This window comes from Pseudomonas sputi, assembly GCF_021603585.1.
Lineage (GTDB): Bacteria > Pseudomonadota > Gammaproteobacteria > Pseudomonadales > Pseudomonadaceae > Aquipseudomonas > Aquipseudomonas sputi.
Genome location: NZ_BQHI01000014.1, coordinates 1 through 13,117 on the forward strand (window position 1 = coordinate 1; position 13,117 = coordinate 13,117).

12 protein-coding genes and 2 pseudogenes are annotated in these 13,117 nt (G+C 61.2%); 6 read left to right on the forward strand and 8 right to left on the reverse strand.

Annotated features, from left to right (window positions below):
* From L6D81_RS18850 to L6D81_RS18865, 4 genes are all read left to right on the forward strand, one after another.
* Positions 1 to 1,188, forward strand: a 1,188-nt coding sequence (locus L6D81_RS18850; RefSeq protein WP_236181430.1) for a GntT/GntP/DsdX family permease, incomplete at its 5' end; no start/stop codon positions are given.
* Positions 1,189 to 1,203: 15 nt separating this feature from the next.
* Complete coding sequence (locus tag L6D81_RS18855) at positions 1,204 to 2,064, forward strand: MurR/RpiR family transcriptional regulator (protein WP_236181431.1); 861 nt, start codon at positions 1,204 to 1,206, stop codon at positions 2,062 to 2,064.
* Position 2,065: 1 nt separating this feature from the next.
* Entirely contained in the window at positions 2,066 to 3,523 is a 1,458-nt protein-coding gene (locus tag L6D81_RS18860) for a D-aminoacylase (RefSeq protein ID WP_236181432.1), read from the forward strand.
* 117 nt (positions 3,524 to 3,640) lie between these two features.
* Complete coding sequence (locus tag L6D81_RS18865; protein ID WP_011332360.1) at positions 3,641 to 4,009, forward strand: glyoxalase superfamily protein; 369 nt, start codon at positions 3,641 to 3,643, stop codon at positions 4,007 to 4,009.
* Here L6D81_RS18865 and gliR read toward each other — a convergent pair.
* The 4 genes and pseudogenes from gliR to L6D81_RS29700 all read right to left on the reverse strand — a co-directional run.
* Entirely contained in the window at positions 4,006 to 5,034 is a 1,029-nt protein-coding gene (gene gliR / locus L6D81_RS18870; RefSeq protein WP_236181433.1) for an AraC family transcriptional regulator GliR, read from the reverse strand. The genes L6D81_RS18865 and gliR overlap by 4 nt on opposite strands.
* Positions 5,035 to 5,273: 239 nt before the next feature.
* Positions 5,274 to 5,657: a DUF6124 family protein gene (locus L6D81_RS18875; protein WP_236181434.1), complete on the reverse strand. Its 384-nt coding sequence runs from the start codon at positions 5,655 to 5,657 to the stop codon at positions 5,274 to 5,276.
* Between the two features lie 472 nt (positions 5,658 to 6,129).
* Positions 6,130 to 6,993, reverse strand: a complete 864-nt coding sequence (locus tag L6D81_RS29695) for a methyl-accepting chemotaxis protein (RefSeq protein WP_371857340.1) — start codon at positions 6,991 to 6,993, stop codon at positions 6,130 to 6,132.
* Positions 6,988 to 8,049 (reverse strand): annotated as a pseudogene (locus L6D81_RS29700) (methyl-accepting chemotaxis protein); the annotation flags it as partial. The gene L6D81_RS29695 and the pseudogene L6D81_RS29700, both read right to left, overlap by 6 nt.
* Before the next feature lie 244 nt (positions 8,050 to 8,293).
* Here L6D81_RS29700 and pmrG point away from each other — a divergent pair.
* Entirely contained in the window at positions 8,294 to 8,965 is a 672-nt protein-coding gene (pmrG, locus tag L6D81_RS18885; RefSeq protein ID WP_236181436.1) for a lipopolysaccharide core heptose(II)-phosphate phosphatase PmrG, read from the forward strand.
* Complete coding sequence (locus L6D81_RS18890) at positions 8,962 to 9,801, forward strand: phosphatase PAP2 family protein (RefSeq protein ID WP_236181437.1); 840 nt, start codon at positions 8,962 to 8,964, stop codon at positions 9,799 to 9,801. Before pmrG ends, L6D81_RS18890 begins: the two co-directional genes overlap by 4 nt.
* Here L6D81_RS18890 and L6D81_RS18895 read toward each other — a convergent pair.
* The 4 genes and pseudogenes from L6D81_RS18895 to L6D81_RS18910 all read right to left on the reverse strand — a co-directional run.
* Positions 9,752 to 11,173, reverse strand: coding sequence for an ArnT family glycosyltransferase (locus tag L6D81_RS18895; RefSeq protein WP_236181438.1), 1,422 nt, complete (start codon positions 11,171 to 11,173; stop codon positions 9,752 to 9,754). The genes L6D81_RS18890 and L6D81_RS18895 overlap by 50 nt on opposite strands.
* A 68-nt stretch (positions 11,174 to 11,241) precedes the next feature.
* Entirely contained in the window at positions 11,242 to 11,829 is a 588-nt protein-coding gene (gene rimJ / locus L6D81_RS18900; RefSeq protein ID WP_236181439.1) for a ribosomal protein S5-alanine N-acetyltransferase, read from the reverse strand.
* Positions 11,830 to 12,046: 217 nt separating this feature from the next.
* Positions 12,047 to 12,415, reverse strand: coding sequence for a DUF6124 family protein (locus tag L6D81_RS18905; protein WP_236181440.1), 369 nt, complete (start codon positions 12,413 to 12,415; stop codon positions 12,047 to 12,049).
* A 138-nt stretch (positions 12,416 to 12,553) separates the two neighbouring features.
* A pseudogene (locus tag L6D81_RS18910) lies at positions 12,554 to 12,724 on the reverse strand (hydrolase); the annotation flags it as partial.
* Between the last annotated feature and the right edge of the window lie 393 nt (positions 12,725 to 13,117).

Consider the following 13,117-nt stretch of genomic DNA (forward strand, 5'->3'; position numbering starts at 1 on the left):
GGGGCGTACGAGGCCGGGGTGGGCAAGACACTGGGGCACATTGCGCTGGTGGTGGCGCTGGGGACGATGCTCGGCAAAATGATGGCCGAGTCCGGCGGCGCCGAGCAGATGGCGCGCACGTTGATCGAGCGCTTTGGCGAAAAGAACGCGCACTGGGCGATGGTGTGCATTGCGTTTCTGGTCGGGCTGCCGCTGTTTTTCGAAGTCGGTTTCGTGCTGCTGGTGCCGATTGCCTTTACCGTGGCGCGGCGGGTCGGCGTGTCGATCCTGATGGTTGGTTTGCCGATGGTCGCGGGGCTGTCGGTGGTGCATGCGCTGGTGCCGCCGCACCCGGCGGCGATGCTGGCGGTGCAGGCGTATCAGGCGTCGGTCGGGCAGACCTTGCTGTATGCGATTGCCATCGGCATTCCGACGGCAATCATTGCCGGCCCCCTGTACGCCAAATTCATCGTGCCGCGCATTCAGTTGCCGGCGGATAACCCGCTGGAAAAACAATTCCTCGAACGCGAACCCCGTGACAGCCTGCCGGGTTTCGGCATCACCATGGCGACCATTCTGTTGCCGGTGGTGCTGATGCTGATCGGCGGCTGGGCCAACCTGATTTCCACGCCGGGCAGCGGCTTCAACCAGTTCCTGGTGTTCATCGGCAACTCGGTGATTGCGCTGTTGCTGGCGACGCTGTTGAGTTTCTGGACCCTCGGCATTGCCCAGGGTTTCAACCGCGAATCGATCCTCAAATTCACCAACGAATGCCTGGCACCGACCGCCAGCATCACCTTGCTGGTGGGCGCCGGTGGCGGTCTGAACCGGATTCTGGTGGACGCCGGCGTCACCGATCAGATCGTCGGCCTGGCCCACGAATTTCACCTGTCGCCGCTGATCATGGGCTGGCTGTTCGCCGCGCTGATGCGCATCGCCACCGGATCGGCGACCGTGGCGATGACCACGGCATCCGGCGTGGTCGCGCCAGTGGCCATCGGTCTGGGTTATCCACACCCGGAACTGCTGGTGCTGGCGACCGGCGCGGGCTCGGTTATCTTTTCCCACGTCAACGACGGCGGCTTCTGGTTGATCAAGGAATACTTCAACATGACCGTGGCCCAGACGTTCAAGACCTGGACGGTGCTGGAAACCCTGATCTCGATTGTCGCTTTCGCCCTGACCGTCGGTCTTTCTTACCTGCTGTAGTCGGAGTTATCCGCCATGGACATCCTCTATCAGATCCGCGCCCGTCAGGATTCCTTCAGCGCCGGTGAAGGACGCATCGCCCGTCTGATGCTCGACGACGTAGGATTTGCCGCCTCCGCCAGCCTCGAAGAACTGGCGCTGCGGGCCGAAGTCAGCACCGCCACGCTGTCACGCTTCGCCCGCACCGTCGGCTGTCGCGACCTGCGCGACCTGCGTCTGCAACTGGCCCAGGCCAGTGGCGTCGGCAGCCGTTTCCTCGACCCGGCAGGTACGCCCGAGCAGTCGGCGTTTTATCGGCAGATCGTCGGCGATATCGAAACCACCTTGCGCCAGCATCTGGCGGCGTTCGACGAATCGCGCTTCGCCGATGCGGTGAAACTGCTGGGCCAGGCGCGGATGATCCACGCCTTCGGCATCGGCGGTTGCTCGACCCTGTGCAGCGACGAATTGCAAGTGCGGCTGGTGCGCCTCGGCTACCCGATTGCGGTGTGCCACGACGTGGTGATGATGCGCGTCACCGCCGCCAGCCTCAGCGTCGAACAGGTGGTGATTGTCTGTTCGCTGACCGGCATCACCCCGGAGTTGCTGGAGACCGTAGCGCTGGCGCGCAACTACGGCGCCCGGATTCTCGCCATCACCCGAGCCGACTCACCGCTGGCGGAACTGGCCGACATCGTCCTGCCGCTGCAAGGCGCCGAGACCTCGTTCATCTACAAACCGACGGCGGCGCGCTACGGCATGCTGCTCGCCATCGATGTGCTGGCCACTGAGCTGGCGCTGGCCAATCCTGAAGACAATCAAGAACGTCTGCGGCGGATCAAACTCGCCCTCGACGAATACCGTGGCGGCGACGATCACCTGCCGCTGGGAGACTGACATGCTGTACGACACCCTGATTCGCAACGCCCTGGTCATCGACGGCAGCAACAGCCCCGGTTACGCCGCCGACGTGGCGATCCTCGACGGCCGCATCGCGCAGGTCGGCGACTTGCATGACGCCAGCGCCAGCGACGAAATCGACGCCGCCGGCCGTGTGCTGGCACCGGGTTTCATCGACGTGCACACCCACGACGACACCGTGGTGATCCGTCAGCCGCAGATGCTGCCCAAGCTCAGTCAGGGCGTGACCACGGTGATTGTCGGCAACTGCGGGATCAGTGCGGCGCCGGTCAGCTTGCGCGGCGATCCGCCGGATCCGATGAACCTGCTCGGCTCGGCGGCGGCGTTCGTTTACCCACGTTTCAGCGATTACCGCGCAGCGGTGGAAGCGGCCAACACCACGTTGAACGTGGCGGCGCTGGTCGGGCACACGGCGCTGCGCAGCAATCACCTCGATGATCTGTTTCGCACCGCGACTGACGATGAAATCGCCGCGATGCGCGAGCAGTTGCGTGAAAGCCTGGAGGCGGGCGCCCTCGGTTTATCCACAGGTCTGGCGTATGCGAGTGCGTTTTCGGCATCCACCGATGAAGTCATGCAACTGACCGAAGAATTGAATGCGTTCGGCGCGGTGTACACCACCCACCTGCGCAGTGAATTCGAACCGGTGCTGGAGGCGATGGACGAGGCCTTCCGTATCGGCCGCCATGCTCAATCACCGGTGATCATTTCCCACCTCAAATGTGCCGGCGCCGGTAACTGGGGCCGCAGTCCGCAGTTGCTTGCCTCGCTGGAAGCCGCGGCGAAAACTCACCCGGTCGGCTGCGATTGCTATCCGTATGCGGCGAGTTCTTCGACCCTGGATTTGAAGCAGGTCACCGACGCTCACCGCATCACCATCACCTGGTCGACGCCGCATCCGGACATGGGCGGTCGCGACCTGATGGACATTGCCGCCGAATGGAACCTGTCCTTGCTCGACGCCGCCAAACGCCTGCAACCGGCGGGCGCGGTGTACTACGGCATGGACGAGAACGACGTGCGCCGGATCCTTGCTCATCCGCTGTCGATGGTCGGCTCCGATGGTCTGCCGGAAGACCCGTTCCCGCACCCGCGTCTGTGGGGCGCTTTCCCACGGGTGCTCGGACATTTCAGTCGTGACGTCGGGCTGTTTCCGCTGCACACCGCCGTGCACAAGATGACCGGTCTGTCGGCGGCGCGTTTCGGCCTGAAGGAAAGGGGCGAAATTCGTGAAGGACACTGGGCGGATCTGGTGTTGTTCGATCCGGCGACCGTGCGCGACGTGGCGGATTTCAACGACCCGCAACGTGCCGCGCAAGGCATCGACGGGGTGTGGATCAATGGCGTGTTGAGTTATCGCGACGGCCAGGCCAACGGGCAAACAGCAGGGCGGTTTTTGGCGCGCCAAGGCGATCTGCGCGACGGCTTTCGTTGATTTTTGCTGACTGGGTCACGGTAGTGGCACATTGCAATTAAAGAAAGCCATCACCAAGCCGAATTGCTGACATCCACCCCGGCTACACTCTGGGGCCAATCAGTCAGGGAGCAACCCATGAGCTTCGGCAAAACCACCCCGATCCTGCGGATTTTCGATGAAGCCAAAGCCGTGGAGTTCTACGTCGACTTCCTCGGCTTCAAGATCGACTGGCAGCATCGTTTCGAACCCGGTTTCCCGTTGTACCTGCAAGTCTCCCGGGGCGAATGTGTGCTGCATTTGTCCGAACACCATGGCGATGCGACACCGGGTTCGGCCCTGCGGATCGAGACCGATGAGCTGGAGGCGTTTCAGCAGCAGTTGCTGGCCAAGGAATACAAGTTTTCGCATCCACAGATTCAGGCCATGCCGTGGGGCAGCCAGGACATGACCATCGCCGATCCGTTCGGCAATCGTCTGGTGTTTACCAACGCGATCAGCCTCTAACTGTCATTCGAGACCCGGTGAGTCTGCCGAAACTCACCGGGCGGCATCCCGCGTCGGCTCTTGAAGGCGCGGTGAAAGGAGCGTGATTCGCTGAAGCCCAGATACTGCGCAATATCCTGAATCGGCAAGGTGCTGTTGAGCAGGTAATGCTCGGCCAGTTCCTGGCGCAGTTCATCGAGAATCTGCTGATACGACGTGCCGGCCTGATGCAACTGGCGTTGTAGCGTGCGCACCGACACGGCGAGATGTTCGGCCACTTGTTCCTTGCGCGGCAGGCCTTCCTTGAGCAACCGGCGCAGGATGCTTTTGACCCGCTGCTCCAGCGACGCATCCTCCAGCGTCGCCATCAGACTTTGTGCGTGTTCCTCCAGGGTGCGCAGCAAATGCGCATCGGCCTGGCGCAACGGCAACTGCAAATACGGTAGCGGCACGATCAGCGCTGAATACGCCTGATCGAACAGCACCGGGCATTCAAAAAACTGTTCGTACTGCGCCAGCGTTGTGTTCGCCGGGAGTGAGTGTTCCAGCCACACCGCGGCCGGCGACAGTCGGGTGTCGGCGATCCAGCGTGCGTATTGCAGCCATGAGCCGAGCACGTTTTCCACCAGATGCCGGCGAATCCGCGGGCGCTCAAAGCGGCAGTTCCAGATCAGGTGTACGTGGTTTTCCTGCACCTCGGCGCGGCTGACGCCCATGTCGCCCACCAGTTTTTCGAACGGCATGATGCGGTTCATGGCATCGCCCAATGTCGCGCAATTCATGGTGATGTAACCCAACACGCTCCACGAGTTGGGCAGGACGAAATTCGCCGCGTTGAGGCCGAACAACGGATCGCCCGAGTGTTCGCAAAAGTAATCGAGCAACCGCTCATGGGTTTCCCCCGGCAAGCGCAGACTGTTGTCGCTCAACTGCTGCGCCTGCAAACCGGCCGCCGCCAATGCAGGCTCGATGGCCATGCCCAGATGTTCGGCATGGCGCAGGTACTTGAGCAGCGGTGGGACGGAGGTGAAGCCGAGCGATTGCATGACCGAATCCTCTTGATCGATGCCGCCGTGGGTGGATGAGCGCTCTGAAAGGTAATTTGAATCCGCGAATAAAGTAAATGGCTGACGCTTGCGCGACGTTGAGGGTTGAGGTGATCAACCCTTGGAGAATTTGAGCGAGACAAGCCTTAACTCTTTGTGACAAAGCCCGCGTCCTGCGGGCTTTGTCATTGAACGATCAATAAGAAGCGGCGAGTGCACCGCACTCGCCACCTCCCGCATCAATCCGTCGGCACCACCTTGTCCAGTGCCCGGTTAACGGCCAGTTCGGCGATCATCACGATCTGGGCGATGCCTTGCAGGGTCTTGCGGTGGCTGCCTTCGACCAGCGCCACATGATTGTTGAGCATGACGGTGGCGGAGCCGAGGGATTCGCTGGCGTCCACCAGCAGGGATTCGGTGTCGGCTTCGGGGTGAGCCTGGTAGAGGGTGTTGGGTTTGTAGGGCGCGGCCATGACGTGGGCGCTGAGTGGGCCCAGGTGATAATCGAGGGCGCGTTCGGCGGCTTCGTTGAATTTCTTTGAGCCGGGGCATTCGTAGGGAGATGCCGGATCCGGGAGGGTTGTGGGCTCGGTGAGCGGTGGGTTTGGCGTTACCTTGAACATGGGTGATTTACCTCTTGGTTGAGGCCGCACCTTTTCGCCGCTAAGCAAAAGGGTGGCAGCTGTGCGCAAGTTAGCGGACCGGTAAGTCACCCAAAACCCGGCGCACCCGAAGGTGCCATGCGCACAGCCACCATCAAGTGCAGGCTGGCGCCTGACTGGATTCGACATGTGCAACCGTTGGGGGACATTCCGAGCCGCTAAGCTCGATCACTGGAAATCAGTGACGCAATCAAATTACGCAGCCAGCCCAAGGCGCACAAGCCGGCGGATTCTGGCGTAGCCGTAGGCAACGGCGCAAGGTTTTGTGGGCTTCGGGACGTATCACGGCGTGTCCTTAAACACCCATCGCCAACCGTGTGTAATTGCGTTTCCGAGCGCGTCATTCACTTCCTGAAGTTGGCAATTTCCGGGCAAAAAAGAAGGGCAGCTTTTCAGCTGCCCTTCTTTGTACTTCGGTTTTCGTGTGCAGGGTTTACACGCGGAAGTGGCTCACCATCTGCTGCAACTGCCCACCCAACCGCGCCAGTTCAACGCTGGATTTGGCGGTCTCATCACTCGCCGCCGCGGTCTGTTCCGACACGTCACGGACGTTGATGATGCTGCGGCTGATTTCTTCAGCCACGGCGCTCTGCTGTTCGGCGGCTGCGGCGATCTGCTGGTTCATCGACTGGATGTTCGACACCGTGCGGGTGATGTTTTCCAGCGAGTCGCCAGCCTTGCGGGTCAGGGCCACGCTGCTGTCGGTCAGGGCGCGGCTGTTGTTCATCACGGCGGCCACTTGCTGCGTGCCGTTCTGCAGACCGGCCACCAGGCCTTCGATTTCCTCGGTGGATTTCTGGGTGCGCTGGGCCAGGCCACGGACTTCATCGGCGACCACGGCAAAACCGCGACCGGCCTCACCGGCACGGGCGGCTTCGATGGCGGCGTTGAGGGCCAGCAGGTTGGTCTGTTCGGCCACAGCCTTGATCACGTCCATGACGCTGCCGATCTTGTCGCTTTCCTGTTGCAGCACGCTCATGGCTTCGGTGGAACGCACCACTTCGCTGGCCAGACGTTCGATCTGGGCGATGGCTTCGTTCACCACTTTGTCGCCTTCACGGGCTTCGCCGTCAGCGGCGGCTGCGGCTTGCGAGGCTTCTTCGGCGTTGCGCGCGACTTCCTGCACAGTGGCAGTCATCTCGTGCATCGCGGTGGCGACCTGATCGGTCTCGACCTTCTGGCTGTTCACGCCGGCGCTGGTCTGTTCGGTCACGGCCGACAGTTCTTCGGCGGCGCTGGCGATCTGGGTCACGCCGTCGCGGATGCCGCTGATCAGGTCGCGCAGGGTCACGCCCATGCGGGCGATGCCTTGTTGCAGCACGCCGAGTTCGTCGCGGCGGGTGACGATCACGTTCTGGCTCAGGTCGCCGCTGGCGATGCGGTCGACCACGGCCATGGTTTCCTGCAACGGACGGGTGATCTGACGGGTGATGATCACGGCAGCAATCACGCCCACCAGCAACGCCAGCAGGGTGCTGATCAGTTGCAGGGTGCGGGCCTGGGCGCTTTCCGCGTCACGGCGATCGAGCTGGATCTGATACAGCTGCTCGCTCAGGCTCACGATGGTCGCGCCCTGATCGGTCATTTCCTTGCGCGCCTGCACCGCATCGGTGTTGGCGTTCTTGAAGGCCTGCAAGGCGCTGCGGTAGTTGATCAGTGCGGTTTCCAGCTGACGCAGGGCGTCTTGTTGGGTGCTGGCGAAATACACGTTCAGTGGCTTGAGGCTGGCGATGGCCGCATCCAGTTGGCCGACGGCTTTCTGCTCGGTCTCGGCGTTGGCGGTGGCGGTGTAACCGCGCACTTCGTAGCGCGCCAGGATGAACGCTTCCTTGGCGGCGGTGATGGCCTGGAACTGCTCGAAACGCTGTTCGCTCATCTCCATCTGCTGGACGCGGGTGCTGATCGACTGGATCAGGTTGTACGCGGTCTCGGCATTGGCGGCCATGGTGTCGCGCGCCGTGTTGCCGGTGCGGTAGGCGTTACGCATTTTATTCAGGGACGTCTGGTATTCGGCGATGGTCGCCGCCTGCTCCTTGAGCAGTTTGACGTTTTCCGGGCTCTTGAAGCTGCTGATCAGCTTCTGCTGTTGGGCGGCGAACCCGTCGAGGGTGGTCTGCACGTTCTGCGCGGCGGTTTCATCGCCGTTGGTCAGCATGTATTGCAGGCGCACCACGCGCAGTTTGGTCAGGCCAGCGTTGAGCTGGGTGATGTCGCTCATCCAGTTGCTGCGGTCAATCAGGCCGCCCAGGCTGGTCCAGCCAGTGAGCGCCAGGATGCAGGTCAGGGCCAGGACGAGGCCGAATCCGAGCCCCAGTTTCAGGTTCACGCTGATGTTGCCGAACCAGCTATTCATCAAAAATCCTCCAGAAAAACGTTGTGCGTCTTGATCGTCGGTCAGGCTGGAAGATTGTTGTTTTTTTGCGCCAGCAAGGGTGTAAGCAGGACTGTATCGGCCGCAAATCCGAGAGCTGAAAGGATTTTGTCCTACGGAATTTGTAACAGGCACTCACAAGACTTTTTTCACATGGGTTTCACTGGCTGCCCACGCCGTGCTCTCTAACCTCGCCGCATCGAATCACAAGTGATGGCGGCTTTTTGTGGAATTGCGACTGAGTCTGTTCGGCGTCAAGCGCTCGATTGATCTGAGCGGTCTGGCCCGTTTTCGAAACACCTGGGTGGTATTGGCGGCCTCGGCGCTGGTAATCCCTTTGACCCTCTGGCTGCTGGCCCCGGCGGCGGTGCCTGACCTTGCCCACGGCAATGTGGCCGGGGCGCAGGCGCTGAAGGAGGGCTGGAGCAAAGGCGACATCATCGTGCTGGTGCGCCACGTCGAGCGCTGCGATCACTCGAAAGCGGCGTGCCTGAGCGGCCACGATGGCATCACGGATCGCTCGCGCAGTGTCGCGGTGAGCGTCGGCGCGCAGTTCGAGCAGTTGGGCCTGGACCAGGCCGACGTCTACAACAGCCCGATGATGCGCACCGTGCAGACCGCCGGCTACATGTTCAACAAGGCGACGGCCGGCGAAGACTGGCTGATCAGTTGCAAGGGCCGGATGCTGCAGGACGCACTCGCGCACAAGGTCCCGGGACGCAACCTGATTCTGGTGACCCACAGCGAATGCATGGCGCAGCTGGAAAAAGACCTCAAGGTGCCGGCCTCGACCTTCGGGTACGGCGCGTCGCTGTTTGTTTCCGCCGCCAGCCCGGCGGCCCCTCAAATGCTCGGCTTCATTGAAGCTTCGGACTGGCGCACGGTGACCCCACGATGAAATCCCGCTTTTATGTTTACAACGTCGGCATCCCGCTGCTGTGTGCCGCGCTGGTGTTCCTGATGTTCGACATGACCCGTATCGACATCGCGTTCAGCAACCTGCTGTTCGATCCGCTGACCCAGACGTTCCCGCTCGACAAGGTCCACTTCTTCGAAAAGCTGACCCACAAGTGGGCGCGGATCATTCCGAACTGGACGGCCGAAATTGCTTTGATCGGCGCCATGTTGTCGTTTGTCTGGCCACGGGTGAAACCGCAACAGCATCCGCGTCTGGTCGGGTTTCTCGAGCGCTGCAAAGTCGCGCCGGTGCTGCGCTTTGCCGCCGAGCACCGTAGGGATTTTCTGTTTGTGGTGGTGGCTTTCGCGGTCTGCACCGGGGTGATCCATTTCCTCAAGGCGCACACCAGCGTCTACTGCCCGATCGAGACCACGCTGTACGGCGGGAAGATGCCGCACATCGAGTGGTACAACAATTTCCAGCTGTTCCACGAAGCGGGTGAAGGGCGTTGCTGGCCGGGCGGCCATGCCTCGGGTGGCTTCACCATGCTGGCGCTGTATTTCGTGGCGCGTCGTTATCAATGGCGCTTTTCCAGCGCGTTGTTGTGGGGCTCGCTGCTGCTCGGGTTTGTCTACGGCACTACGCGGGTCCTACAGGGCTGGCACTACATGTCCCACACGTTCTGGGCCGGGATCTTCGTGTGGCTGGCATGTTTGCTGACGGCGCTGGCGTTCTACGGACGGGAGCGACTGGCGCAACCCGTGCGGCAGAAACAAGCAGCATCGGTCACAGGCTTACAAAGTAGTACGCCTGACGCCCCACCTTCATGGTCTTGATGATCTTCAACGGCGCGGCGGGCGGCTGGTCGCCCGACAGCACCGCCACGTTCGCTGATGACTGTTCCAGAAACGCCCGCAGCTGTGCCTCGGTGTCCAATCCCTTGAGCACGCTGCGGGTGTAGAACACGCTGGCGCCGCCCACCCGTTCATTCGCCTGATACAGGGCAACGTCGTGACCTTCGGTCTGCAGGGTCTGGATCTCTTCGGTCAGCGGCAGGAATGACAACCTGCGATCGGCGTGGGGCAGGTACCACTGCGCGGCGGCCAGGTAACTGCCCATCACCACGGTCAACACGCCCATTGCCAGTGTTTGATGATGGCGGGCTATCCAGCCTTTATGTGGCTTCAGTTTCTCGAACAGCACGTTTGCGTATTCCGCCGCGATGACGGCGGCGGCCGGTGTCATCGACATCAGGTACACCGTGCGTTTGCTCGAGGCCAGGGTCAGCAGGATGAACTGCGCGATGATCCACAGGCTGAAAAACAGCAGGTAACGGTTGGCCTTCAGTTCCTTGCGAAAATGCCACAGACCCAGGTACACCAGAATGTTCCAGGGCAGGAACGCCTGCGGCAGCTTGGCGAGGTAGTAGTAAAACGGCTCGTAGTGGCCGGCTTCGACGAACGATCCGCTGAAACGTCCTACGCTGTTGGTCAGCAACACTTCGCTGACTGCCTGGACGCCGCCGCGCTGATAGAGCACGGCGAGCCAGATCATCAGCGGGATCAGGCCGATAAGGGTCAGCAAACCCGGGCGTAGCCAGTCCGACAGTTTGAAGCGCTTGTCCATCAGATTGTCGGCCAGCAGATAAGCGAAAATCACCACCCCCGGCATCGCCAGACCGAGCACGCCTTTGCTCAGCGTGGCGATGGCAATCCCAACGGCAAACAGCAACGAGTTGCCCGGGGTCGATGCCCGCTGCGCCTGAAAAAACGCCAGCAACGCCATGGTCACGCCGAGGGCAAGCAGAGCATCCTCGCCGACCCCACGCACGTTGCTCCAGTAACTGGCCATGGTCGCCAGCAAAATCCCCGCTGTCCAGGCGATGGCCTTCGGGCGTTCGAAGCGGCGCAGCATGGCGTACAGCAGCATCACGCTGAGCAACCCGGCCACCGCCGACGCCAGTCGCACCGCCCAGGGCGAGACACCGAAAACCCGCAGGGCGCCGGCGTCCAGCCACAGGCTCAGGGGCGGTTTTTCCAGAAAGGGCTCGCCAAACAGACGCGGTGTCACCCAGTCGTTGTCCAGGTGCATCTCCATCGCAATGCCCGCAACCCGGGCCTCGGTGGAGCCTTGCAGTTGATGGCTGCCGAGGGCGAAAAAGAACAGCAGGGCGGCAAGCAGAAGCAGGGAAGAGGCGGCACGCGACATGGGTTCAGGCAACCGGAAGTGAGCGGAAACCCGAGCTTACGCGGCCAATCCTTAATAATTTGTGAACGTCACGACAGCGGCCGCGACCAGCGTTGCTCCGGCGTTTCGAAACGCGAATTGACCCGCGCCGTCAGCACATGATCCTGCCAGCGCCCGGCAATGTTCAGGTACGCCTTGGCATAGCCTTCACGCTCGAACCCGAGGCGCTCCAGCAACCGGGCACTGCGTTCATTGCCGGGAATGTAGTTGGCCATGATCCGGTGCAGGTTCTGGGTGTCGAACATGTAGGCGATGGCCGCTTCCAGCGCTTCCTGCATCAACCCCTTGCCCTGATACGCCTCGTCGATGTGATAACCCAGATAACAGGCCTGAAACGCACCGCGAATGATCCCGCTGAAATTGCAGGCGCCGATCATTTGCTCGCCATCCGGGGTCAGCAATGCCATGTGCACCGCCAGCCCGGCTTCGAAGGCGCTGGCCTGTATTTCAAGACGTCGGCGGATCTGCTCAGTGGAAAAGTAATCGGTGGTGCGGATCGGCGACCATGGAGCGAGGTGGCGTTGATTGCGCTGATAGAACGCGCTTTCCAGCGGCGCTTGATCCGGGTCGAGTACCGCGAGCCTGAGGTGTTGACAGGGCAGGGTCAGCAGCGGCATCGGGGGCTCCGGGTCTGGGGATTGAACACCAGAATTGCGCGGTGGGCAGGAAAACACAAATTGCCGCCAGATTCCGGGCGAAAAAAAGCCCGCAGGAGCGCGGGCGAACCGTAGTTTCTTGAATGAGCGAGGCCAATGTACACGGCCATCACCGTCGCCGGGGTGAAGAAAAGTTCATGTCGATGAACGACTTGCGTCATCGACGAGCGGTCGTTTTTCAGTGCACGACAGGCGCCGTCGTACGGGGCACCAGATTCACCGGATCAAGGTTCTCCACGGCGCGATTGACCAGCATTTCAGTCATGATCGACAGCTGCCGGATCGCCAGCAACCGGCTGCGCTGAGAACCCTTGAAATCATCGGCAATGTTCGCCGTCATCATGTTGAGCGCCGCCAGGGTTTCACAGGCATGGGTCAGCAGAGTGGCCGTGTCCACGTCGGTGCGCACGGAAAAGGTCTCGTTGAAAGGCAGGGTGCGCCGCGGCTTTCTCACGTATTCCTGAGGCTGGGCAAGCACAGCCGGCTCTTTCGTTTCGGTCTCGTGAGGCGGTGTTTGATCAGGCAGGCTTGGGTTGTCTTTTTTCATGACGAAGCTCCATGGTTTCAGGCTCCCGGCGAATCCCTTTGGTAAACCATCTGCCGGGTTGCAGCGGAGCGCGAAGACTAGCGTTTGGACGCATCTTGAACCAGTTCATGGAAGTCGACGTGGGTTGAGGGAAATTTCCTAGGACGCCTGCAGGCAGGAGCGGAGTTCACTCGACGTCAGCGTGTGCTTGAAGTGATGCTCCCATAACCGCACACCCAGCCCGCCCGAACGATCCAGCGACGAACCCACCGTCAGCTCCGTGAGCAACGTCGGCTGCAAGCCGGCATCGAACAGCGCAAACCCGGCGGCAGGCGGCTGAACAGATCAGTCCAGTCTTCTGAATTCCACGTCGATGTTTTCGGCTTCGATACGCCAACCCTAGAAGCGTTGCTGACGCACAGGACTTTCATCCAGATTGATTTGCAGTTCTTGTGATCAGACCTTTGGGAGACGTTTGGCGCGTCTTGACTTCGGTGCGCCAAACCTTCCCTGCTTTGATGCTCAGAGATAGATAATCGGGCGTTTGGCATAGACTGGTAATCTACGAAGTGATTTTTGTCGTACTGCTGGTGTGACGCTGGCATTGTATTTGCCGATTCCGACAGCATGGTCGTATACAATGCGCGCCAATATTTAACCTGTAACTGTTGTTGCAAGCAGTCAATACAGCGCGCAGTCATTTCATGGCTAGGGTTCGCCGCC

Excerpts from the sequence above, each read along its gene's own strand:
- L6D81_RS18855 (WP_236181431.1), top strand. The coding sequence starts at position 1,204 with ATGGACATCCTCTATCAGATCCGCGCCCGTCAGGATTCCTTCAGCGCC.
- L6D81_RS18860 (WP_236181432.1), top strand. The coding sequence starts at position 2,066 with ATGCTGTACGACACCCTGATTCGCAACGCCCTGGTCATCGACGGCAGC.
- L6D81_RS18865 (WP_011332360.1), top strand. The coding sequence starts at position 3,641 with ATGAGCTTCGGCAAAACCACCCCGATCCTGCGGATTTTCGATGAAGCC.
- gliR (WP_236181433.1), bottom strand. The coding sequence starts at position 5,034 with ATGCAATCGCTCGGCTTCACCTCCGTCCCACCGCTGCTCAAGTACCTG.
- L6D81_RS18875 (WP_236181434.1), bottom strand. The coding sequence starts at position 5,657 with ATGTTCAAGGTAACGCCAAACCCACCGCTCACCGAGCCCACAACCCTC.
- L6D81_RS29695 (WP_371857340.1), bottom strand. The coding sequence starts at position 6,993 with ATGGGCGTGACCCTGCGCGACCTGATCAGCGGCATCCGCGACGGCGTG.
- L6D81_RS18890 (WP_236181437.1), top strand. The coding sequence starts at position 8,962 with ATGAAATCCCGCTTTTATGTTTACAACGTCGGCATCCCGCTGCTGTGT.
- L6D81_RS18895 (WP_236181438.1), bottom strand. The coding sequence starts at position 11,173 with ATGTCGCGTGCCGCCTCTTCCCTGCTTCTGCTTGCCGCCCTGCTGTTC.
- rimJ (WP_236181439.1), bottom strand. The coding sequence starts at position 11,829 with ATGCCGCTGCTGACCCTGCCCTGTCAACACCTCAGGCTCGCGGTACTC.
- L6D81_RS18905 (WP_236181440.1), bottom strand. The coding sequence starts at position 12,415 with ATGAAAAAAGACAACCCAAGCCTGCCTGATCAAACACCGCCTCACGAG.